This is a genomic window from Rhodovulum sp. FJ3 (assembly GCF_032918305.1).
Taxonomy (GTDB): Bacteria; Pseudomonadota; Alphaproteobacteria; order Rhodobacterales; family Rhodobacteraceae; genus SAT37.
In genome coordinates this window covers 142981-166587 of the sequence record NZ_JAWJUU010000002.1, presented here as the reverse complement: position 1 = coordinate 166587, position 23607 = coordinate 142981, and the positions used below count along the sequence as shown (strand labels likewise).

The window sequence follows — 23607 nt, the reverse complement described above, 5'->3', positions numbered from 1 at the left end:
ACCGTTTAGCCTGACTAATTTTTTTCCATCTGGCAAAAGTTTAGGCCAGATCGGACCCCATAGCGAGTAAATTTTGGGCACACCATGCACAAGAGAAAGGGCGCCCAAAATGGACGCCCCTAGTTTCTGCACCAAAATGGCCTGACTTAATTGCCCGCGGCCTGATTGACGCCCGCCACAACCAGGCTGGGCGTGATCTGGTCGATCACACGACCCCAACGGGTGACAGGCTGCTCGGCGACAAAGATCACGTCGTTGGGACGCAATTCGAACCGTGTCGCGACCAGCAGGTTCGCGGCATTGCTGGCATCAAGGTTATAGGCGGTGACCGCGTTATATTCGCGGGGATCCTCGGACCCGCGCAAGACATAAATCTGGCGCACGTTCCCCGTTTCGGTCGGAATACCACCCGCCCCGTCATAAATCGCATCCGCAAGCGTGGCCTTTTGACCGAACGGCAGGGCAAAGCGTGTCTGCGTGCGCACCTCGCCTGTCAGATAGACATAGTCCTGTTTGACCGCGCCAAGTTCCAGACGTGTCTCAAAGTTCTGACGCGCCTCGGCCAATTGAGCACGGCGGATCGCGACCTCGACCTCCAGTTCATTCAAGGCCTGCACACGGGCGGTCTGTTTGAACTCGGCCAACCGGATTTGTTCGGCAAAATAGGCCTCGGCCTGATCCAGCTGGAATTCGGTATCGACAAAGACACTGTCCCCTTCGATCAACTGAATCCGTTGCAATCCGTCTTGCGCGTAAAGCTGACGCAAGGGCAATTGATAGAGCGCGCCCTGACGATAGAGCCGCACCGTGGTATAATCGGGATCGACATCGGTCACGCCACCGGACAGGGCCAGAGCCTCATCCAGATAGAGCGGCGTCAAGGTGATCGAGGCCACACGCGGCGAACTGACCGCGCCCCCGATCGACACTTTTTTCGAGTTGAACTCGGCAATCTCAAGGCTGAACGTGGGGTTGATCTGGTTTTCCACCAAGGCACGGAAAATCTCGGCCTCGGCCTCTTCCAGCGTCATCTGCGCAATCTTCACACGCCCCACATCGGGGATCGCAATCGCGCCATCGTCCTGCACGGTATAGCCTTGGCGACGGCTTTGCGCGGCAAGCAGACCGCTGAGTTGTTCAACGGATGTCTGCGCCCCGCTGGGTGTGGCCAGAACGATCACGTCGCCAACACCGATCTTATAGGGACCTTGGGTCACGGCGGGCGGCAAACGGGTCTCAAGCGCGGCGGGACGGCGTTCGGGCACATTGGCGGTGGGCGGCAGGGCCCCTGCCCCACGCAAACTGCTCGCGCTTCCGGCGGTCGTGTTGAAAATCGCCGGCAGGGCCTGCGGTTCATAGGTCGTGCGGTTTGCCACCAACACCGTTTCTGTCGTCAGCGGGACCACGCGGACCTTGGCCCCGTCCGACGCAATTTCCTGAACCTTGGGGCTGTGATAGGCGACGCCACAGGCCGACACGCCCATCGCCAGACACAGGGCCGCAGCCCGCGTCAGCGCGCGGCGGCTCAAGGACATTTCACTCACTGTCTTGGTCATTGGCGACCATCCCTCTTATTCATTCCGTCGTAACCTAGGGCCGCAGTTGGCGCAGTGTCACGTTTCCTATTGTCGGGCCCAGCCATTGGCTGGAATGCAAAATCGTCCCGTCTGTGTCGGCGATCCAGTAGAGGTTCAGGAACTCGGCCTGCGCACCATAGCAGTTCTCGATCATCAAACGGATGTCACGCGGTCCATCGGGCAATTCCAGAACCCCGGGACCACTGTCGGTGATATCACAGACAAAGGCGCGGGTATCGGCCTGAATGTCGCCGGTCAATTCGGTATGAAACCGCTGAACCCGGCCGGGTTGGCGCGCCTGCAACAGGGCATTGGTCTGGGACACATCCGCCGCCAGCAGATCGCCCCCCAATCCCCGCGTCGCAATAATCAACCCGTCGCGCGTCGATAGGGTTGAGCCATCCACGCCCAGCCACGTCACAACACCACGGTTTTCATTGATCGGTACAAGACCCGAGTTCTGCCCACGATCGGTCAGGATCACCACAGAAACCGGCGATCCATTATCAATTGCCCCCTGCACCCGCAGCGCCGCGAGATCCCGTTCCGCCGTCGTATAGAGGTCCGGCAAAACGGCTGCGGCCAGTTTGGTCTGGTTTGCACCGCTGCATCCGGCCAAGGCCAAGGCAAGGGCACCGGCCCCGAATATGCGCAGTCCCATACTCATCGCCAGAATTTCCCCCAGCGTTGTGCCAACAGCGGGTCATGCAGATCGCGCGTCACATCATAGAGACGGTTGCGCACGTTCAGGCGTTGCCCCCCGTCACGCGTGGTCGGCGAAATCGTGGTGCCAAAACCCGATTGGGACGGCTCGCCCGACAGCCACGACAGGGGGATGCTCAGACGGATGCCCTTATCAAAAGAGCCCTCTCCGAAATCCTCGAACGAGACATCTGTCAGGGTAAAGTAGGCCCCCACGCGCATACCGTTGGCAAACTCACGGTCCAGCGTAAACGTCGCGCCCCAGTCGCCCGCCAGATAACGGCCCGCGTCGATCCGGCCCAAATACCCGTTGCCAAAGTCATAATAGGCAGAGGCGTGACCGGTCAGGACATCATAATCCTGAAAGCCGAACAGGATATCGAAATCCCGCTGCTTGGCATAGTTGACCTCGACCCCAATGGCCAAGGGGCTATCGATCGGCTTCCACAGAACTTCGCCCGAAACGCCGCCGAACATCCGCTCAAGATAGCCCGCCGAAACACGACCATAGAGGTTCGCCCCCGGACGGAAGAAATATTCGCCCGTCAGGTGGGTGACCTCAAAATCGCTTTCGCGGTCATAGATGTTAAAATCCGAGCGCACATGCGGCAGAACGGAATTGGAGGGCCGTGTGCTCTGATCAAGGTTGCCGATCACCGGCTGACGGAATCGGCCCGACAGGATCACACCGGGGCGCGGCACATAAGACAGATCAAGCTGTGCCCCCAAATCGGCACGCACAGGGTTATCGGGATCAAACAACGACGGCGCCAGGTAGGCCCCATAGTCCAGCGAGAATTTTGGAAAGGCCGTCGCCAACAGGGCCTCGGGTGCGGGCGCGTCATCCGCCGCATCCGCGATATCGGCGCGCACATAGCTTTGCCATGTGCCGTCCAGTTCGAATTCCAGTTCTTCAAGATCGCTACGCTTCAGGGTGATGCGCGACAAAGGCACACCCGCCTTGGACGGGATCAGGACAAAGGTGTCCACCCCACCCGGCAGTGTATTGGCCAGAACGCGCCCTGCCCGTCCCAAAGCCTGTGGCGCGATGTCATAGCGACCGGTGGTCAGGTGGACCGTGACGCGATCGGCGCCAAGATTCACCGCCTCGACCGTCAGGCCCGCATCGGTCAGACGCTCGGCCACGCGGTTGCGCAGACCCGATGTCTGTGCCGCATCCGTGACCCAATCCTCGGACCAGCCAAGGGCGCTTGCCGACTGACGCGGGGCAATCGGTTCCGGCCCGATCTCACGCCCCCCCGGGATCGCAGGCGCACGCGGGTCCAGAACATAGCTCAGGACGACACCGACCTCGGATCCGTAGATGTAATAGCCGCCCAGATTGACCCCGTTATCAAAGGCGTAATCCGCGCCGAAACTGAAAGGGCTGCGCCGGTCAAAGCCAAGTCTGGCGACCTCTTCATCATAGGCGTCAGAGGAATATTCGGCCTTGAGGGTCAACCGGTCGTTAACGTCCCATTCTATTCCGCCAAACAGGGCCGCGGGACCACGGAACCACGTTCCGAAATCAAGCTGGCCCGTCTGACTGATATCCCCCGGTCCAGGTCGGGTATCAAAGCGGTCATCCAGAATGCCCAACGGGTTGTCGAAACTGTTATAGCTGCCCAGTCGCCCCCAGCCGATCCCGCCAGACGCACGCAGCGCCGGGCCAAAGGATTTAGAGGCCACCAGATATTCCGCCCCATACACGCCGGTTCCGCCAAAATCGCGCAGACCAACCGCAACGGCAGGCGTGTATTCGCCCTCATCCACGAACCGATAGTGAACGTCAAACGACCGGTCATAGCGGCTTAGGCTTCCCCCGAGATCATAATCCTCAAGATAGGCATAGCGAAAACTACCCGTCAGGCGATCGGTAATCTGAAACGTCAACGTGTTGCGAACCACGCCACTGTAATAGCCGCTGGTAAGTGCAAGGTTTCCGTCAGGCAGGCTATAGGCCGTTGGCGTATCAATAAGACCCGGCAAACCGTAAAACGACAGGCTGGGCCGTGTCTCGGCATGCACCACGGGCGCCGCCCCACCAAGGCATAGGCTCGCAAGTAGGATCTTGGGATATAGCTGCTGCGACATAAGCTCGGGGTCGAATGATTTATATTTATTGATGTGTACACAAATCCGTGCGGACTTGGCTAGTTTGAAACGAGATTTTTCTCTTTGGGGAGATCTAATTTTTTCTATATAAGCACCGAAAGCACATAGAAAAAACGACAAATCGAGGCCCCGGGCATGAAGGCACTGACATCGCTGTTTACACGCAAAAAACCGCGCACTGTGCCCCAGCGTTTTGACGCCCCGATTGCACCCGACGATGCGTTTTTCGCCATTGGTGACATCCATGGGTGCGATGACCTATTTGCCCGCCTGATCGACCGTATCCTTGCGCGCCCGGGCGATGCCCCGATCATCTGTGTGGGCGACTATGTGGATCGCGGCGAGGAAAACGCCGCTGTGCTGCGCCGTCTGATGGAGCTTGACCGCGCCCTTGGCGAGCGTTTTGTCTGTCTTCTGGGCAACCACGAAGACATGTTTTTGAAGTTTCTGGAGGCACCTGAAGAACGGGGCGCACGATGGCTGCGCTATGGCGGCTTGCAAACCTTGGCAAGTTTTGGCCTGCGTGGTGTCAGCGAGGGCACGAACGGTCAGGCCCTGATCGACGTGCGCGATAGGCTGCGCGATGAACTGGGCCCGATTGAGGCATGGCTGCGCGATCGCCCCTTGTCGTGGCAAAACGGGAATGTCGTCGTGGTGCATGCAGGGGCTGATCCGGCGGTGCCATTAGACCTGCAAGACCGCGCGACGTTGATGTGGGGGCATCGCGACTTTGACCACCTTCCGCGACAGGACGGGGTCTGGGTTGTGCACGGCCATACGATCACCCCGACACCGACGGTCAGCAACGGGCGTATCGCGATTGACACCGGCGCCTATGCGACGGGGCGCCTGACCGCGGCAATGGTCGTGCCGGGCGATGTGGAATTCATTCAGGCCTAAATTCCGACGCGCCCAACGAAAAACCCCCGACGCGCCTGCATCGGGGGTATTCAATGTGACCTGCGCTGGCCGCGATCAGTTGTTGTAATATTTCGCCCCATAGGCCGCATAGGACCCATAGCGCCCGCCATAGCCATAGCGCTTCATGCCTTCAGGGCTGACCTGGCCCAGAACAAGACCGGACACTTTCTGACCCACGGATTCAAACATCCGCAAGGCGTCTTGCACTTGGGTTTTCGAGGTCGTGTCCCATTTCACCCCAAACAGCACCGCATCCGCGTGTTTGGCGATGATACGCGCATCCGGCACAACCAGAACCGGCGGCGTATCAATGATGATGACGTCATATTGTTCTCGGGCTTTCGCAATAAAATCGCCAAAAGCCGATGACGAAAACAGGTCGGCCGCGTTCACCTTGGCTTCTTCGCCAATCAGGATATCGGCCTTGACCCGCGGATCGTTGATGACACAATCCTCAAGCAGGGCGTCGCCCTTGATGACAGCGACAAGCCCCTGTTTCTGATCGGTGTTCAGATACTGACCAAAGACGCGGCGACGAATATCACCCTCGACCAAGAGCACCTTTTTGCCCATCCCGACAAAGTTCTGGGCAAGGGACAGGGACACAGTGGTCTTGCCCTCGCCTGGAAGGGACGAGGTCGTCAGGATCACCTGCGGCGGCGTGTCGAAATTCGACAACATGATCGACGTCCGCAGGTTGCGCACCGCCTCGGCCGCGGCAGATGTCGGTCGGTCGGCCAGATACTGGATGACATCCTTGCGGCGACGCACCGGCACCATCGGCAATTGCCCCATCACAGTGTAGCCGGTCGTTTGCTCAAGGTCCGCAGCCGTGCGGAAGGTTTGCGCGCGTGTCTCCAACAACAAGACGATCAAAGCGCCGATGAAAAGCCCCACAATAGCAGCCATCGCAATCGAAATCCCCACGCGCGGTTCACTGGCTTGGGCGGGGATCACGGCGGTGGACAGAACCCGACTGTCGGCCTGTTGAATACCTTGCTGGGCAGCGGTTTCCTTGAGGCGACCCAAGAAGTATTCGTACAAAAGACGAGATGCCTCGGCCTCGCGCGTCAATTGCTGCAACGCGATCAGATCGTCACTTTGCTGGGCATTCTGGGCCTCTAGGCGGACCGCAGCCGCCTCAAGCGCGCCGACCTGCTGGGTCGCGCGGGTCAGGTTTGTCTGCGCCTGATCCAGCAAAAGCGCAAACCGCTGATCAAAACCGCGGGCCTGTTCCGGCGTCGGATCAAGCGGCAAACCGGCAAAGAGGCGATCCAATTGGGGATCTTGAGCAACCGTGACCTTGGCCGAACGGGTGTCGTTCATCACCTCTTCTAGCGCCTCAAGCCGCTGGCGTGCTGCGGCGGCGGACACATTCGCGGTCACAATGCGATCCCGCAGGTCCTTCATCTGACGCTCTTGCGCCTGAAGGTCCTCAAGGCTGATCAGATCGGTTTGCGCATTAAATTCTGCCACGCGGGACTCTGCGACCTCAAGCTCTTGCTTCAGTGTCGCAACCTGATCAGTCAACCAGACGGTCGCCTTTTCGGTGGCCTCGAATTTCACGGCGATCTGATTTTCGATATAGAGTTCGGCGATCGTGTCGGCGATCAGCGCGGCCTTAACCGCGGATTGGCTGGAGACCGTGATCTCAAAGACAAAGCTCTGGGGAATGTTGCGCACGGAAACGGACTTGAGCAGGGTCGCAATCACCCTGTCGGTCTCCATACGCAGGGCCTGTTCGGCCTCGGGCTCGGCGGCCTCAGGCCTGCCAAGCACCCCTTTCACCCACGACTTCAGTTCCGACACACGGCTGGGCGGGTTCAGAGTTTCGTTGAACTCGGGATCGTCGCGCAGGTTCAGTTCTTCAACCACATGCCGCATCAGGCCGCGACTGCGCAGGACTTCGACCTCCGAGTTCAGCTCAGTAGATTCTCCGCTCAGGCCCCCAACGACACTTTCGATATCCACGATCTGGGCAGGCTGGGTCTCTAGGATCACAACAGAGGTAGAGCGGTAGATCGGCGTCGCGACCCCAAGGGAATAGAACACACCCAGCGCCACGCAAAGAAACGCCACCACCGCGATAATGAACTTGCCGCGCCATAAAATGCCAAACACCTGCCCGAGGTCGATCACATCCTCCCCGCCAGAGGTCGCATGTGCCATTGGGCTTTTGGATAGCGAGGGAAAATTCTGGGTCATGCGCGTTTATTCTATTCCTGCGTATCTGCGTCTCAGATGTCCCTGTATCGGGACGAAAATCGTTTGAAAATCGCATCCGATTCTAGACGGATATACCCCGAAAGAGGGGCGTCGGTCCAATTTTGGTCAAAAACCACAAAAATGGGAAAAAACGCAACCCGTGAATCAATTAACCCTCACTGGCTGCGATAAATCACTAAAACCTCACCGAATTGGGTATTGATTCGCATCAAAAGTATGCAGGTCGTCGCAAATTTGACGGGCAGTTCGTCAGATTTTCTCGCATTTGCGGCAAAATTATGCCGGTTCAGGAGGTTAACGAGTTTTTTTTAAACTTCGTCGTTCCAATCGGTCCCGAATTCGGTATTTCGTGGTGACGTCAGAGCATCGCGTTGCTATGCGTAGAGACAATTGCCGACCTTATAGTTTGGGAGCCCTCCTCATGTTTAAGTTTTTGACCCCCGCCGCCGCAGCTCTCTGCCTGTTGGCGCCCCAAGCACAGGCGCAGGCCCTTACCGTTCAAAGCTGTCAGGCCGCCGCACAGGCGCTGGCCGCTGCCGGCGCTGCCAACGCAGCCGCGATTGGCCTGAGCCAAGCCCAGATCGCGCAATGCACCTCGATCCTGCAGGCCAATGGCTTTACCGCTTCGCAGGCTGCTCTGGCATCGACGGGTGTCGCAGCCGCAGGTGGCGCCGCCGCCCTGCTGGTGGCGCTGGTTGCCGGTGCAGGCGAAAGCACCTCGACGACCACGACGACCAGCACTACGTCGACCGCTCAATAATTTGTATGGGTCGGGGGGCCAATTTCTGGTCTCCCACCTCTTTCGTTCCTGTGACCGGTGCCACGCGTAGAGGGATAGTCCATTGAAAGACGACGCTTATTATGACCTCATTGAAGGTCAGATTGCTCCGTTTCCCACCACTAGACCGTCCAAACTGAATGTCCGGTCCAAGCGGTCATTTCGTACCTTTTACTTCGCTACGAAGCGCGTGCTCGATATTTTCGGTGCGGTGTTCGGGCTGCTTTTGATTTTTCCACTCCTGATCGGTGTGGCACTGGCCATCAAAATCAATTCCCGCGGTCCCGTCTTTTTCCGCCAGGAACGCTATGGCCTCAACGGTGAGCTGTTCCGCATTTACAAATTCCGCACGATGTATAGCGAAAGCGGTGATGCAACGGGCGTGAAACAGACCACCAGCAACGACAATCGTGTCACGCCAGTGGGTGCATTTCTGCGCCGCACCTCGATTGACGAACTTCCGCAGCTGATCAACGTCCTGAACGGCACCATGTCGTTCGTTGGACCGCGCCCGCATGTGCCGAACATGCTGGCTGCAGGTGTTCGGTATGAGGATTTTGACCGCCGCTACATGTATCGCCACGGCATGTTGCCCGGAATTACCGGCCTTGCGCAGGTCAACGGCTATCGCGGGCCGACCTCCAGCTATGAGGCCGCACGCGGTCGACTTGAACTGGATCTGGAGTATATCCGCACGGCCTCTCTGTACGGTGATTTCAAAATTCTGGTGAAAACCATTGCCAAGGAATTGCTGCGGGGCGGCTCTGGACACTGAACGCCGCAAAAGTGACGTAAGGGCATTTGAACCCCGCTCCGGTCCCTACTGGCGCGGGGTTGTTTGTTTCTCCTAAGCTGAGGTCAGGGGCCACGCACCCCACTGAGGGAGGAGAATTCATGAAGATCACTGCAGCGGTTCTTGAAACCAGCGGCATTGAGCGCGATTTCGACCGCGCCAAGGCCCTGACGGTACGCGATGACATCGACCTTGCCCCGCCTGGACCGGGTGAGGTCCTGATCCGGCTGGCTGCCGCGGGGGTGTGCCATTCGGACCTGTCGGTGATCAACGGCACCCGTCCCCGCCCCGTTCCAATGGTTCTGGGGCATGAGGCCTCGGGCTTTGTCGAAGCCTTGGGCGACGGCGTTGACGATCTGGCCGTGGGCGATCACGTGGTCTGTATCTTTGCGCCCGGCTGCGGCACCTGTACGCCCTGCGCGTCGGGCCGCCCTGCCCTGTGCACCCGTGCCGCCAAACACCACAGCGTGGGCGAATTGATGACCGGTCATCGCCGCCTGTCGATGGATGGCCGGCCTGTGAACCACCACACCGGCATTTCCGCCTTTGCCACCCATGCCGTTGTCGCGCGGCCAAGCCTGATCCGCGTGGACGCCGACATTCCCCCGACCATATCTGCCCTGTTCTCCTGTGCCATGCTGACCGGCGCGGGGGCCGTGTTCAACACCGCCAAAATCGCACCGGGGTCCAAGGTCGCGGTCGTCGGCCTTGGCGGTGTGGGTCTGTCGGCGATCCTTGGCGCGGTTGCCGCCGGCGCGGGTGAGGTCATCGCCATCGACCCGTTCCAATCAAAACTGGACACCGCGCGCGACATGGGCGCCACGCAAACCGTGACCGCCGACGCCCAAACGGTTGAGGCGGTGCGCGATCTTACGGGCGGCGGCGTGGATTACGCGTTTGAACTGGCCGGATCGGTCAAGGCGTTGGAAACCGCCTATGACTGCACCTGTCGCGGGGGCACGACGGTCACGGCGGGATTGCCCCATCCGGATGCGCGCATGCCGCTGAACGCGCTGAACCTTGTGGCCGAGGAACGCACCCTAAAGGGCAGCTATATCGGCTCCTGCGTGCCCAAGCGCGACCTGCCGCGCATGTTCGCCCTGCACGCCCAAGGGAAACTGCCGGTGGAAAAGATGCTGACCCATCGTCTGCGCCTTGATCAGATCAATCTGGCGATGGATCAGTTGGACAATGGCACGGCCATCCGTCAGGTCATCGAATTCGACTGACCCCTGCTGCCCCGGTTAGGACCGGGGCAGCAACCCCGACAGATACTTGCCATAGGCGGTTTTCTCGAAGGTCTTTGCGTGTTCGGCCAGCTTTTCCGCGTCGATCCACCCTTTGGCGTAGGCGATTTCTTCGGGACAGCCGGATTGCATCCCCTGCCGCTCGGACAGGGTGCGCACGAAATTCCCCGCGTCCAGCAATGACCCGTGCGTACCTGTGTCCAGCCACGCATAGCCACGGCCCAGACGTTCCACGGACAGCGCCCCCTCGGTCAGATAGCTCTCAAGCAAGGTGACAATTTCCAATTCACCACGCGCGGATGGGGTCACCTCCCGCGCGCGACGTGGCGCATCGCCATCAAGGAAATAGAGGCCCGTCACCGCATAGTTGCTGGGCGGATCTTCGGGTTTTTCGATGATTTCGGTCACCGTGCCCTCGTCGTCAAACCGCACCACGCCGTATCGTTCCGGATCGGCCACGCGATAGCCAAACACGGTGCCACCGGTCGCGCGCGTATCCGCCGCCATCAACATCTCGGGCAACCCGTGACCAAAGAAGATATTGTCCCCCAGAACCATCGCGGACGGCGCACCATCCAAGAAATCCTCGGCCAGGATATAGGCCTGTGCCAAGCCATCGGGGCTGGGTTGTTCGATATAGGTGAAGGACAGGCCCCATTGCGATCCATCGCCCAAAAGGCGTTTGAACTGGGCCTGATCGTCGGGGGTGGTGATCACCGCGATGTCCCGAATACCCGCCAGCATCAGAACGGAAATCGGGTAATAAATCATTGGCTTATCATAAATCGGCATCAGCTGTTTGGACACCGCCATCGTCAACGGAAACAGGCGCGATCCCGTTCCGCCCGCCAGAATAATGCCTTTGCGGTTGCTCATACCACGTCCTTCAACTCGGTTAAAACTGCACTCAATTCACTGCGCCAAGCGGGGCGGTCGATCCCGAACACATCCGCCGTCGCCGCACAGTTCAGGCGCGAATTGGCGGGGCGTTTGGCGGGGGTGGGATAGTCCGCGCTGGGGATATCGGTGACCGCCACGTTGCGCCCCGCCTGCGTGAAAATCTCGCGCGCGAAATCGGCCCAACTGACGTCCGGCGCGCCCGAAAAATGATAGGTGCCGGACGCGGACGCGTCATCGGTCAGGCGGCGCGCGATGATCACACAGGCCTCGGCGATCGCACGCGCGGGCGTGGGGCCGCCCACCTGATCCGCGACGATGGTTAATGCGTCGCGGGTTTCAGACAGGCGCAGCATGGTTTTGACGAAATTCCCGCCGTGGGCCGAAAACACCCAAGACGTCCGCAAGATCGCATAGGGCGCGCCGGACGCGATCACGCCCTGTTCGCCCGCCAGTTTGGTCCAGCCATAAACGCCCAAAGGGGCCGTCGGGTCGGCGGGGGAAAACGGCACCTCCCCCGCGCCATTGAACACGTAATCAGTCGAAATCTGCACAATCGGGATGTTCAGATCGGCGCAGGCCTGTGCCATCGCGGTCGGGGCCGCGCCGTTCACCGTGGCGGCGGTGGGTTCATCGGTTTCCGCCGCATCCACAGCCGTATAGGCGGCGGCGTTGATCACGGCATCGGGGCGCAACGCGGCTATCTGCGCCGCGCAATCGGCGGGCCGCGTCAAATCCGCCTCATCCCGCCCCAGGAACCGCGCATCGGGCAGGATACGGGCCAATTCGCGCGCCACCTGACCGGTTTTGCCAAAGACCAAAATCATGCGTTGATCCCCTGCCGCGTGCCAACCCCGTCGCGATCCAACAGGGCCTGCCACCACGCGGTGTTGTCCAGATACCAGCGCACGGTCTTGCGCAGGCCCTCGTCGACCGTGACGCTGGGCCGCCAGTCGAGTTCGTCGCGAATGCGTTTGGGATCAATGGCATAGCGCTGATCATGCCCCGGACGGTCGGCCACGAATGTGATCTGATCCGCATAGGAACCCGACTGTTTCGGGCGCATCTCATCCAAAATCGCGCAGATGGTTTTCACAAGGTCGAGGTTGGTGCGCTCATTCTCGCCACCCACATTATAACTGCGGCCAACCTGGCCCGCCTCCAGCACACGCAACAAGGCGTCGGCGTGATCCTCAACATAGAGCCAATCGCGGATGTTCGACCCATCGCCATAGATCGGCAAATCCCGCCCCGCCAGCGCGGTCAGGATCACCACGGGGATCAGCTTTTCAGGGAAATGATACGGCCCGTAATTGTTCGAACAATTGGTCAGCAGCACCGGCAGACCATAGGTTTCATGCCACGCGCGCACCAAATGGTCGCTTGACGCCTTGGACGCCGAATAGGGCGAACGCGGATCATAGGCGGTCGTTTCGGTGAACTTGACCGACGGATCATCGGGGAGCGAGCCGAACACCTCATCCGTGGAAATATGCAGGAACCGGAACGCATCGGGCCGCCCTGCCCCGTCCCAATAGGCGCGCGCGGCCTGAAGCAGAGTAAAGGTGCCGATCACGTTGGTCTGCAAAAACGCGCTGGGTCCGTCGATTGAGCGATCCACATGGGATTCGGCGGCCAGATGCATCACCTGATCGGGGCGGTGCATCTCAAAGATCCGAGCCATCGCGGCGGCGTCACAGATATCGGCGTGCTCAAACGCATAATTCGGATCTTCCGCAACGCTGGCCACATTCTCCAGACAGGCCGCATAGGTCAGCGCGTCGACATTCACCACCTGATGCCCGCGCGCAATCGCCAAACGCACCACGGCCGAGCCGATGAACCCCGCGCCGCCCGTCACCAAAATCTTCATCAATAGTCCCCAAATTCAAACGGGCTGTGCCACTCGGCCAATGCGGGCGCGGCGATGTCCTTGTCCGACAGGACGGGCGTAATCCCCGCCAACGGCCAGTCGATCCCGACACTGTCCCAGCGCACCGCACCGTCACAGTCCGGCGCGTAATGATCCGTGCATTTATAGATGATTTCGCTGTCCTCTTGCAGGGTCATAAACCCGTGCAAAAACCCCGCCGGCACCCAGAGCTGCACCCCGTTCTCAAAGCTCAACTCGGCCCCGTACCATTGCCCATAGGTCGGGCTATTGCGGCGCACATCGACGGCGACGTCAAAGATCGCGCCACGACCACAGCGCACCAGTTTTCCTTGTGCATGCGGGGGCGATTGGTAGTGCAACCCGCGTACCGTTCCGACCTCACGCGATAGGGAATGGTTGTCCTGCACGAACTCGGGCAGGTCCACCCCCGCCTCAATCAACCGCGTCTTGTTCCAGCTTTCCGAGAAAAACCCGCGATGATCCCCGAACCGCGCCGGAGTGATGCGCAAAACGCCGGGTAAATCGACCTGTTCAACCTGCATGACTTGCCCCCTTAATCCGCTGCGACCGTAGGGCAAATCTGGTTAACCGTCCATGAAGCAAAACAGGTTTAAGAGCACCCATCGCGCAAAATCGTAGTCGATGCGGATGTCAGGAAAATGGTGCCCCCACACGGACTCGAACCGCGGACCCACTGATTACAAATCAGTTGCTCTACCAGCTGAGCTATAGGGGCACTGACGCCGATTTAGCGTTGGATTCGCGGGGGCGCAAGGGGTTACCTGTTGGCCCGCGCCAAAAGAAGCACCGCGACCAATCCAACGCCAATCACCAGCAGGGCTGCGGGCGATGCGTCGTTGATGTTTTCAAGCGAGGCTTTCTCATAGACCCGCGTCGCCAGCGTATTGAACCCGAACGGGCGCAGGAGCAGCGTGGCGGGCAGTTCCTTGACGCAATCGACGAACACCAACAGCAACGCCGTCCCGATGGAGCCACGGATCAGGGGCAGGTAGACCTCAACCAAGGTGCCCCGCGCCGACCGCCCGAGAGAGCGCGCCGCCATCGGCAAGCTGGGCGTGACGCGGCCAAATGCGGAATCCGCGGCGCCTTGGGCAATCGCGAAAAACCGCACGCAATAAGCATAGATGACGGCAAAGGCAGAGCCTGTCATCAACAGACCGACGCGGTCCTCGGTGAAACGTTCGAGAAACGCCGCCAAGGCATTGTCCGCCGCCGCCATCGGGATCAACAGCCCCACCGCCAGAACCGCACCCGGCGCGGCGTAGCCAAGGGTCGTCACCGGCAACAACAGGCGCGGGAGTTGCTTACCGCTGAGCCGGACGCCATAGACAAGGAACAGGGCCGCCGTCACTGTCACAAAGGCCGCAATCCCGCCCGCAGACAGGGTATGCCCCAGCGCCCGCAACAGACCCGGCGCCAACCAGCCCGAAGTCGCATCCGCCGCGTGATAGCCGATCACCGCCGTCGGCAAGGCAAAGCCAAGCGCAAAGGGCACCGCACAGAACAGCATCGCCAACAGGCCCTGCAGGCCGGTCAGTTCGATCTTGGTGATCGGGCGGCTGTGCCGTGGCGGGTTAAAGAACCGCATGCGGCGGCGGCTGACCTTTTCCATGCCCATCAGGAACAGGATCATCACAAGGATCACCGACGAAATCTGGGCCGCGCCGCCCGCGTTGCCACCCTCTAGCCAGACGCTAAAGATACCGGTGGTCAGGGTCTGCACGGCGAAAAATTCAACCACGCCGAAATCGTTGACCGTCTCCATCATCACGATGGCACAGCCCGCCGCGATGGCCGGACGCGCCAAGGGCAGGCCCACACGGCGGAACCGCCCGAAAGGACCGGCCCCAAGGGCACGGGCGACTTCATACGTGCCGCCGGATTGTTCGCGCAGGGCCGCGCGGGTCAGCAGATACACATAGGGGTAGAGCGACACCGACAGAACCAGAATGGCCGCACCACGCGACCGGATTTCGGGGAACCAATAGTCGCGCGCGCTGCTCCAGCCGAAAATCTGGCGCAACAGGGTCTGAACCGGCCCCGCGTATTCCAGAAAATCCACAAGCGCATAGGCCCCCACATAGGCAGGGATCGCCAGCGGCAACAGCAACAGCCATTCCAGCCACCGCGCGCCGGGAAAGCGGTACATCGTGACCAACCACGCCGCCCCCGTCCCCATCGCCGCCGCAAGGGCCGCAACGCAGACCATCAAGACGCCCGTGTTCATCACGTAACGCGGCAAGGTCGTCGAGATCAGGTGTGGCCACACGTTTTCCGCCGGAAACAGGGCCATGCCCACCACCACAAGGATCGGCAGCATCACCAAACCCGCAATCACCACGGCCCCGATAGACCACGGATCAACGGAAACCACGCGGCGGCGACCCGCCAGAACTTGAGCATTTTGGTCAGTCATGGCACCGCCCTACAGGAAAGCCGTTTTACTGTCCAGAAATCCTGATGTAACCATGTGGTAACGCACAGCAAAACGCAGGGTCCAATGCAGATAGCCTATCACCTTGGGGTTCATTGCACCGACGAAGAGCGGTTGCTCAAATGTCTGTTGAAAAACAAGGGCAAGCTGGCCGAACAGGGGATCGGCGTTCCCGGGCCGGGCCGCTATCGCAATGTGGTGCGCGAACAGATGGTGGAACTGCGCGGGCGCCCTGCCTCGGCCGAACATCAGGAAAAGCTGCTGGGCGTCATTGCCGAGAACGAAGAGATCAGCCGCGTCGTCCTGACCAACCCGTCCTTTATGGCGGCCCCTGCACGCGCGATCCAGACCGGCCAGTTTTACCCGAACGCCGATCAAAAGACCCATTGGCTGTCGCAACTTTTGCCGGGGGCGCAGGTGGAATTCTTTGTGGCCATCCGCAACCCCGCCACGTTCCTGCCCGCCCTGATGGCCGAGACCAAGGCCGCAGGCCCCGAGGTGTTTTTGGGCGACACCGATCCATTGGACCTGCAATGGTCGCCCTTGATCGAAAAGATCCGCCGCGCCAACCCCGAGGCCTCGGTAACCGTCTGGTGCAACGAGGACACGCCGCTGATCTGGCCGGAAATCCTGCGCGAGATGTCAGGGCATGAGCCCCACACCCAACTGGACGGCATCTATGACTTCCACGCCTCGATCATGACCGAGGCCGGTATCCGCCGCATGTTGGCCTATTTCCAATCGCATCCCCCCGTGAATGAGGTTCAGCGCCGTCGCGTGGTCGCGGCCTTCCTCGACAAATTCGCGAATGAAGACGAGATTGAGGTCGAGATCGACCTGCCCGGCTGGGACGAGGATCTGGTTGAATCCATGACCGAGGCCTATGAGGAAGACATCTTTGCCATCGAACGGATGGCGGGGGTGAACCTGATCACCCCCTGATCGCCCTCTGATACCCTCGGGCGATCGGCATCCGCGTCTCGACCACCTCTGCCCACCAGCTGCATCCGGCGGGAATGATGTCGTCGTTGAAATTGTATTTCGGGTGATGGACCGGCGCGGTGTCGCCATTGCCGATCAGGATATAGGCCCCCGGTCGCGCGTTCAGCATATAGGCAAAATCCTCCCCCCCCATGATCAGGGGCGCCTCGTCGCATGCGCCTGCCACACCGCGCGCCACATCCGCCGCATAGTCCGTTTCGGAGTCCGTGTTGGTCATCACCGGATAGTTGCGCCGATAGACCACCTCGGCCTCGGCGCCATAGGCGGTGGCCGTCGATTTGGCCAGCGTGGTCAGGCGGTCCTCGACCTGATCCTGCACCTCTAGTTTCAGCGTCCGCACGGTGCCGCGCAGATGCACCGATTGCGGGATCACATTGAACGCGGTCGATGAGGTCTGAAAGCTGGTCACCGACACAACCACCTGTTCCACGGGGTCGATATTGCGGCTGGCAATGGATTGCAGGCCCAGAACCACGTGACTGGCCACGACGGTCGGATCAATCGTGTCGTTGGGTTTCGCCGCATGGCCGCCCTTGCCGTGGATGGTGATGTCAAACACATCCGTGGCGGCGAAAAATGGACCCGGACGGATGGCAAAGCTGCTGGGCTCCATGCCCGGCCAGTTGTGCATGCCGTAGACCTCTTGGATACCGAACCGCTCCATCAAGCCGTCCTCGACCATCTCGCGACCGCCGCCGCCGCCCTCTTCGGCGGGTTGGAAAATGATCACGGCGGTGCCGTCGAAATTGCGCGTCTCGGCAAGGTATTTCGCCGCGCCCAGCAACATCGCCGTGTGCCCGTCATGGCCACAGGCGTGCATCTTGCCTGCCTCACCCGATGCATAGGGCAGGCCCGTTTCCTCATGAATGGGTAGCGCGTCCATATCCGCGCGCAGACCGACCACGCGCCCCTTGGTGTCCGTGCGCCCACGGATCACGCCGACAACGCCCGTGCGCCCGATGCCGGTGACCACCTCATCCGCGCCGAATTCGCCCAGCAACTCGGCCACCCGCGCCGCCGTGCGATGCGTATCAAACAGCAATTCGGGGTGGGCATGGAAATCACGACGCCATTCAGTGATCTCACCATGCAGTTCGGCGAAGCGGTTTTTGATGGGCATGGCGGACCTTTGGGCTGGATGTCATTTGCAACAAAACCTGTGCCCGAGACGGGGCAAGGTCAAGGGGCGATAACGCCCCCTCACCCGCATTTGCGCCCCTATCCCGCAGGGGTTGCACCCTTGCCCAGTTTTACCGCGCCCAGCCACGACAGGGCCAACATCCCCGCCGCCACCAACAGGCACAGGGCCACGCCCCCGATCTGATAGCTCAGCCCCGACAAAACCGTGCCCAGCAACCGACCGGCGGCATTCGCCATATAGTAAAACCCGACGTCCATGGTGACGCGGCTGTCACTGGTGAACGCAAGGATCAGATAGGAATGCAAGGAACTGTTCACCGCGAAAATCGCCCCGAACAGCAACAGCCCGATGATCAAGGTAACGGTCAACCACGGGGCGGCCCCGCCCGACACGGCGACCAAGGCGGCCAGCGCGGCGGGGATCGCGACCAGTGCCCCCACCCAAATACGCGCGGCCCGCACCATTTCGGCCGTCGGGCGGTCCTTGGCGCGCAACAGGCGCGGCGCGTTGGCCTGCACCACGCCATAGAGGATCGTCCAGAGCGCCATAAACGTGCCGATGGTAAAGAACGCGGCGCGGTTTCCGGCCTCGGACCCATCCGACAGAACCGCATAGAAATAGACCGGAATGCCGACGACAAACCACACATCGCGCGCGCCAAACAGGAATACCCGCGCGAAGGACAACCAGTTCACATCGCGGTTTTTCGACAGGACCTCGCGGAACTTGGCGTCCTTACGCCCGCGCGGCAGACCCGATGGCATACGCAGCGCCACAGCAATCAGGATCACCGCCAGAACAACCGCCATCCCGATGACCGAGGGCACAAATCCGAACAGACCCAGCGCCGCCGCCCCGCACAGGAACCCCGCACCTTTGACCGCGTTTTTGGACCCCGTCAGGATCGCGACCCAGCGGAACAAGCCGCCCTGCCCCTTCGGCGCCAACAGTTTGACCGCCGATTTCGACGACATCTTGGCCAGATCCTTGGCCACGCCCGACGCGCCCTGCACCGCCATTACAAACGCCACCGAGGCCGTCACGGACCAATCGGGGTTCAACTGCGCCAGCGCGATCAGCGCGACGATCTGAATGCCGAGACCCGCGTAGAGGGTGCTGGTCAGCCCGAACCGCGCCGCCAGCCACCCCGCAGACAGGTTCGTCACCACGCCCGCGATTTCGTAAAGGACGAACAGATAGGCCAGTTGGACCGGCGAAAACCCCAGCGTATGAAAGTGCAGCAGCACCAGCATCCTGAGCGCCCCATCCGACAGCATGAACGCCCAATAGGCCGCCGTCACCGCGATATAGGCGGCCAGACCCTCGGGACGGGCCGTGTCACTGTTCGTCCCCGTGCTCATAGCGAGGTGCCAACCATCAGGGCCACGTCGACCAAACGGTTCGCATAGCCCCATTCGTTGTCATACCAGACGTACAGTTTCACCTGCGTGCCGTTCACCACCATGGTCGAGGGCGCGTCGATAATCCCGCTGCGCGGATCGTTGGTGTAATCGGTCGACACCAACGGGCGCGTCTCATAGCCCAGAATGCCGTTCAACTTACCCTCCGCCGCGTCAGACAGCATCTGGTTCACTTCCTCAACCGTGGTTTCGCGGTTCACCTCGAACACGCAATCGGTCAGGGACGCGTTCAACAGGGGCACGCGCACCGCATGGCCGTTCAGCTTGCCCACAAGGTCCGGATAGATCAGTGTGATCGCCGTCGCGCTGCCCGTGGTGGTCGGGATCAAACTGTTCAGGGCCGAGCGCGCACGGCGCAGGTCCTTTGCCGGTTTGTCGACGATGGTCTGGGTGTTGGTGACATCGTGGATCGTGGTGATCGAGCCGTGCTTGATCCCCAGACCCTCATGGATGACCTTGACCACCGGCGCGATACAGTTGGTGGTACAGCTTGCGGCGGTGACGATGCGATGGCGGGCGGGCTCATACACGTCGTTGTTCACGCCAAACACGATATTGGCGGCGTCCCCGTCCTTGACCGGTGCGGACACAACGACCTTTTTCACGCCAGCGGTGAAATAGGGTTCGATCTTGGCCTCGGTCTTGAACACGCCGGTACAGTCGATGACGACATCCACGCCGTCCAGCGGCAGATCCTCAATCCGCTTTTCGCCAAGGCAAGGAATGGTCGTGCCGTCGATGGTGATCGAGGTCTCATCGGCGGAGATGTCCGCGTCCCAGCGCCCGTGCACGGTGTCGAATTCCAACAGATGCGCGTGCATCGCCGGATCGCCCACGGCGTCGTTGATGAATGCGATCTTTGCGCCGCGCTCCAGCAACGGGCGCAGGGCAAGTTTCCCCATCCGGCCAAGGCCGTTCAATGCATAGGTGGTCATAGCGTATCCTGTAGATGTGACAGACCGTCCAGACGCTGTTGCAGCGCCGAGCGGTCAAGGGTTTCAAAGGGCAGCGCGACAAAGGCCGAAATCCGCGATTTCAGCGCGCCATAGGCCTGTTGAAAGGCCAACATTCGTTCGGCCCGCGTGCCGGTTGCGGTGACGGGATCGGGGATGCCCCAATGGGCGCTGACGGGCAGACCGGGCCATGCCGGACAATCCTCATTCGCGGCGCGATCGCATACGGTGAACACGAAATCCATTTGCGGCGTGCCCGTTGCCATCATGTCATCGACGGTCTTGGGGTGCAGGCCGGTCGTGTCGTGCCCCTTGCTGCGCAGCAACTCGCCCGCGACCAGATGGACATCGCGCGCGGGCGTGGTTCCGGCGGAAAAGGCGTTGAACCGCCCCTGCCCCAGATCGCGCAACAGCGCCTCGGCGAAAATCGAGCGCGCGGAATTTCCGGTACACAGGAACATCACATTCATCACCCGATCCGTGCCCGCCACGGGGGCGGGGTTGCACAGGGCCGGACGCCCGCGACAGCAATCGGCGAACATGAACTCAACCAGACCCGAGGCCGTGTCTACGTCCGCCGTGTAACGCAAAGATGTCCCCGCGCGGTCCTGACGGATCAACCCCGCCCCACGCAGGGCGGACAGATAGACCGATAGGGTGGAAGGTTTGATCCCCGTTGCGGAGGCGATCTCACCGGCGGGCAGCGCATCGGGAAACCGGCGCATCAGCATCCGGAACACCGCCAGACGCTGGGGGTGGCCAAGGATCGCGAATTGGTCGTGATGATCTATTTCCATATTTCGTGAAATACGGAATTAGTCGAGTCGTCACAAGGCCAGAGTCACCCTGTCACAAAAGTTTCACGCGGCGGGGAACAGGCCCTCGGCACTGGGAATGGCGGGGGCGATGTCGTCCATCAACTCGACACAGCGCTCCGGCGTATCGCCTTTGGCGATGTCCTCGAACTGGGCCAGAACATTGCGCAGATGCATCGCGCCCAGCACGGCGGCGGCGCCGGCGGCCTTGTGCGCGACGCGGGCGGCATTGGCGTAATCGCCCTCATCCGTCAGCGCGCGCAATTCGCCCATGGCGGTTTCGCTTTCGCTGAGGAAGGTGTTGAAATGCTGCTGCAACAGATCATCGCCTAGCGCCTCACGCAGGCTCTCGAACAGTTCCAGATCCAGCAATTCGCCATTCACCGGCGGCAGCGCGCCCTCAGGGGTGACCGCCGCAGGGGTCGGATCGGGCGTGGCGGCAGGCGGCTCTGCTCCCTCGCCTTCGGCGGCGGGACGACCGCGCATAATGGTGTTCAGGGCCCGTTTCAGATGACTTTGACGCACTGGTTTCACAACGACCTCATTCATTCCACTATCGATAAACAGACGAAACTGATCGGGCATGGCATGGGCCGTGACCCCGACAATCGGCACATCGCGACAGGCCCCGCCCGCGCGAATATGTTTGGTGGCCTCGACCCCGTCCATGCGCGGCATCGAGATATCCATCAGGATCCCGTCAAACCGCGTGTCCGTGGCCAGATCGACCGCCTCTTGGCCATCGACGGCCTCGACCACCTCATGCCCCAGCGAGATCAGCGTCTCGCGCAGGATGCTGCGGTTGATCTCGTTGTCCTCAACCACCAACAGGTTCAGCGGGCGGAAGAGATCGACCACCTCGGCTGAGGCGGGTTGGGATGCGCTTTGGGCACGGCGGCGCGCGATGGGCAGACGAACGCGCAACGAGAACGTGCTGCCCTCGCCCAGACGGCTGGTCACGGAAATCTGGCCACCCATCGCATCGGCGGCCCGTTTCGCGATCCCGAGGCCAAGACCCGAGCCTTCATTCTTGCGGGCATAGGACCCGTCCAGCGTTTCGAAATTGTCGAATATCCGGTCGAGGTTTTCCTCTGCGATACCGGGGCCATGGTCACGCACCTCAATCAGGATATCGACATCCTGACGGGTGACGCCATATGTGGCCCCATAATACACCGATACGCCCGGCGGTTTGGTGAATTTCACCGCATTGCCGATAAAGTTGAACACCACGTTTTTAAACAGCTGTTCGGAGGCCAGAACGCTGATGTTGTCGACGCAATCGGGGCCAAGGGTCACCTCGACCATACTGCCCTGCGTCTCGGCCTGCAGCGCGGCCATACCGGCCAGATCGCGCACCAAGGCCAGCGGGTCGAAAACACTCTCGGGGTAAACGGCAGACGACCCGCTCTCCATGCGGGTCAGTTCAAGGACGTTGTTCACCTGTTCCAATGCGGTGACGCCGCACCGCTCGGCCACATCGACCAGCCAGTTCTGTCGGTCATCTAGGCGGGTCGTGGTTTTCATCAACTCGATCCCCGCCAGAATGCCGTTCAATGGCGTCCTGAGCTCATGGCTCATCACGGTCAGGAACCGCGTTTTGGCCTCTTCGCCCTTCATCGCGTCATTGCGGGCGCGTTTGAGGTGATCCTCACGTTGCAGACGGCGGGAAATGTCGCGCACAAAGGCGATGACCAACGGCTTGTCCCCTGCCCCATGCGCCAAACCGATCGACACCTCGACCGGTACAATCGTGCCGTCCGCGCGCCGCGCATCCATGCGGATCAGGCGGTCATAGGCCCGATCCGAGGTCGCCCGCTTGCGCAGGCGATCAATCTCGGCCTGAATAGAGACCTTTTCCACCCGCCCCTGTACGAACAGGTCCAGATCGCTGAACAGGATCGCGTCGCGCTTGTGGCCCAGCATTTGTTCGGCCGAGGGGTTGAATTCGATGATCTTGCCATCGGAATCGATCACGATGATCGCGTCCTGCGCGGAATGCAGAATGGCCTTCATATTGGCAAGGGCGCGGGAATAGCTGCGGCTTTGGTTGCGCTGTCGTTTCAACAAAACCGCCCCCATCACCAGCACAATCGCCAGCGCCACCAACATCAGGAACGTGCCCGAGGCGAACTGGATCAATGAATTGCGCAGGTCGGTGCGGCTGTTAAAGGCCTCTTGCATCAGCTCCTGCATGACCAGCAACACCACATCGCGTGTGCGGTCGTTCAAGGATTGCAGGGTCGCGATCATCTCGCCCATTGCATCGATCAGCCCTTGATCCGGACCATCGACAATCGGAATGAACCGGTCAAAGAACGGGCGGTAGAGTTTACCGCCGGTCAAGCCGTCATCACGCTCTTCGATCAACTGGCCCAGTTGACTGCGGTTCACCAGATCGACGCGACTGTAGAAAATGTCGAATTTCTCGCGGACAAGGTCCAGGGCCTCATCTATGTCGCCCTCACCGTGAAACGCGTCATCATGCGCCTCAAGCAGAGCGAATTGCAGGTTTTTCAGGTCCACCTCAAGCTGAGAGACGACCCATGTCAGGTCGTCACTCTCGGCAATGCGGCGGTTTAACTGGCGCTCGGTTTCCACCAACATGAAACCGGCCAAGACAAGGGCAAAGGACAGAAATACCGCCCCTAATGCGTAGATCGCATATCT

19 protein-coding genes and 1 tRNA gene are annotated in these 23607 nt (G+C 60.7%); 5 read left to right on the top strand and 15 right to left on the bottom strand.

Annotated elements, in window-relative coordinates; genetic code table 11:
• Positions 1–146 precede the first annotated feature (146 nt).
• The 3 genes from R1W00_RS05765 to R1W00_RS05755 are packed head-to-tail and all read right to left on the bottom strand — an operon-like array spanning position 147 to position 4373.
• Positions 147–1556, bottom strand: coding sequence for a polysaccharide biosynthesis/export family protein (locus R1W00_RS05765; protein WP_317261776.1), 1410 nt, complete (start codon positions 1554–1556; stop codon positions 147–149).
• Between the two features lie 34 nt (positions 1557–1590).
• On the bottom strand, positions 1591–2244 hold the full coding sequence (locus tag R1W00_RS05760) for a YjbF family lipoprotein (RefSeq protein ID WP_317261775.1): 654 nt from the start codon (positions 2242–2244) through the stop codon (positions 1591–1593).
• Positions 2241–4373, bottom strand: coding sequence for a YjbH domain-containing protein (locus tag R1W00_RS05755; protein ID WP_317261774.1), 2133 nt, complete (start codon positions 4371–4373; stop codon positions 2241–2243). The genes R1W00_RS05760 and R1W00_RS05755 overlap by 4 nt, the downstream gene beginning before the upstream one ends.
• 156 nt (positions 4374–4529) lie before the next feature.
• On the opposite strand from R1W00_RS05755, the gene R1W00_RS05750 reads away from it, so the two are divergent.
• Entirely contained in the window at positions 4530–5294 is a 765-nt protein-coding gene (locus tag R1W00_RS05750; protein ID WP_317261773.1) for a metallophosphoesterase, read from the top strand.
• 75 nt (positions 5295–5369) lie between these two features.
• Here R1W00_RS05750 and R1W00_RS05745 read toward each other — a convergent pair whose 3' ends face one another.
• Positions 5370–7520, bottom strand: a complete 2151-nt coding sequence (locus R1W00_RS05745; RefSeq protein WP_317261772.1) for a polysaccharide biosynthesis tyrosine autokinase — start codon at positions 7518–7520, stop codon at positions 5370–5372.
• Positions 7521–7962: 442 nt separating this feature from the next.
• Here R1W00_RS05745 and R1W00_RS05740 point away from each other — a divergent pair, with 442 nt between their 5' ends.
• The 3 genes from R1W00_RS05740 (at position 7963) to R1W00_RS05730 (ending at position 10341) form a co-directional block, all read left to right on the top strand.
• On the top strand, positions 7963–8301 hold the full coding sequence (locus R1W00_RS05740; RefSeq protein WP_317261771.1) for a hypothetical protein: 339 nt from the start codon (positions 7963–7965) through the stop codon (positions 8299–8301).
• A gap of 82 nt (positions 8302–8383) precedes the next feature.
• The gene (locus R1W00_RS05735) at positions 8384–9094 is read left to right on the top strand and encodes a sugar transferase (protein ID WP_317261770.1); all 711 of its coding nucleotides are present in this window, start codon (positions 8384–8386) and stop codon (positions 9092–9094) included.
• Between the two features lie 119 nt (positions 9095–9213).
• Entirely contained in the window at positions 9214–10341 is a 1128-nt protein-coding gene (locus R1W00_RS05730) for a zinc-dependent alcohol dehydrogenase family protein (RefSeq protein ID WP_317261769.1), read from the top strand.
• Between the two features lie 15 nt (positions 10342–10356).
• On the opposite strand, the gene rfbA is transcribed toward R1W00_RS05730, so the two are convergent.
• From rfbA to R1W00_RS05700, 6 genes are all read right to left on the bottom strand, one after another.
• Positions 10357–11235: a glucose-1-phosphate thymidylyltransferase RfbA gene (rfbA, locus tag R1W00_RS05725; RefSeq protein ID WP_317261768.1), complete on the bottom strand. Its 879-nt coding sequence runs from the start codon at positions 11233–11235 to the stop codon at positions 10357–10359.
• The gene (gene rfbD / locus R1W00_RS05720) at positions 11232–12083 is read right to left on the bottom strand and encodes a dTDP-4-dehydrorhamnose reductase (RefSeq protein WP_317261767.1); all 852 of its coding nucleotides are present in this window, start codon (positions 12081–12083) and stop codon (positions 11232–11234) included. The genes rfbA and rfbD overlap by 4 nt, the downstream gene beginning before the upstream one ends.
• Positions 12080–13129, bottom strand: coding sequence for a dTDP-glucose 4,6-dehydratase (gene rfbB / locus R1W00_RS05715; protein WP_317261766.1), 1050 nt, complete (start codon positions 13127–13129; stop codon positions 12080–12082). The genes rfbD and rfbB overlap by 4 nt, the downstream gene beginning before the upstream one ends.
• Positions 13129–13692 (bottom strand): dTDP-4-dehydrorhamnose 3,5-epimerase, encoded by a 564-nt coding sequence (gene rfbC / locus R1W00_RS05710; RefSeq protein ID WP_317261765.1) that lies wholly within the window; start codon positions 13690–13692, stop codon positions 13129–13131. The genes rfbB and rfbC overlap by 1 nt, the downstream gene beginning before the upstream one ends.
• 118 nt (positions 13693–13810) lie before the next feature.
• A tRNA-Thr gene (locus R1W00_RS05705) sits at positions 13811–13886 on the bottom strand.
• Positions 13887–13928: 42 nt separating this feature from the next.
• Positions 13929–15587, bottom strand: a complete 1659-nt coding sequence (locus R1W00_RS05700; protein WP_317261764.1) for an iron ABC transporter permease — start codon at positions 15585–15587, stop codon at positions 13929–13931.
• Between the two features lie 84 nt (positions 15588–15671).
• Here R1W00_RS05700 and R1W00_RS05695 point away from each other — a divergent pair, with 84 nt between their 5' ends.
• A complete protein-coding gene (locus R1W00_RS05695; RefSeq protein WP_317261763.1) occupies positions 15672–16547 on the top strand; it encodes a hypothetical protein in 876 nt (291 codons plus the stop codon).
• Here R1W00_RS05695 and R1W00_RS05690 read toward each other — a convergent pair.
• The 5 genes from R1W00_RS05690 to R1W00_RS05670 form a co-directional block, all read right to left on the bottom strand.
• On the bottom strand, positions 16537–17727 hold the full coding sequence (locus R1W00_RS05690) for a M20 aminoacylase family protein (protein ID WP_317261762.1): 1191 nt from the start codon (positions 17725–17727) through the stop codon (positions 16537–16539). The genes R1W00_RS05695 and R1W00_RS05690 overlap by 11 nt on opposite strands.
• Positions 17728–17825: 98 nt before the next feature.
• A complete protein-coding gene (gene arsJ, locus R1W00_RS05685) occupies positions 17826–19109 on the bottom strand; it encodes an organoarsenical effux MFS transporter ArsJ (RefSeq protein ID WP_317261761.1) in 1284 nt (427 codons plus the stop codon).
• Entirely contained in the window at positions 19106–20104 is a 999-nt protein-coding gene (locus R1W00_RS05680; protein WP_317261760.1) for an ArsJ-associated glyceraldehyde-3-phosphate dehydrogenase, read from the bottom strand. The genes arsJ and R1W00_RS05680 overlap by 4 nt, the downstream gene beginning before the upstream one ends.
• The gene (locus R1W00_RS05675) at positions 20101–20919 is read right to left on the bottom strand and encodes a helix-turn-helix domain-containing protein (protein ID WP_317261759.1); all 819 of its coding nucleotides are present in this window, start codon (positions 20917–20919) and stop codon (positions 20101–20103) included. The genes R1W00_RS05680 and R1W00_RS05675 overlap by 4 nt, the downstream gene beginning before the upstream one ends.
• A gap of 63 nt (positions 20920–20982) precedes the next feature.
• Positions 20983–23544 carry an ATP-binding protein gene (locus R1W00_RS05670; RefSeq protein ID WP_317261758.1) on the bottom strand — a complete coding sequence of 854 codons (2562 nt, stop codon included), beginning with the start codon at positions 23542–23544 and terminating at the stop codon, positions 20983–20985.
• Positions 23545–23607 lie beyond the last annotated feature (63 nt).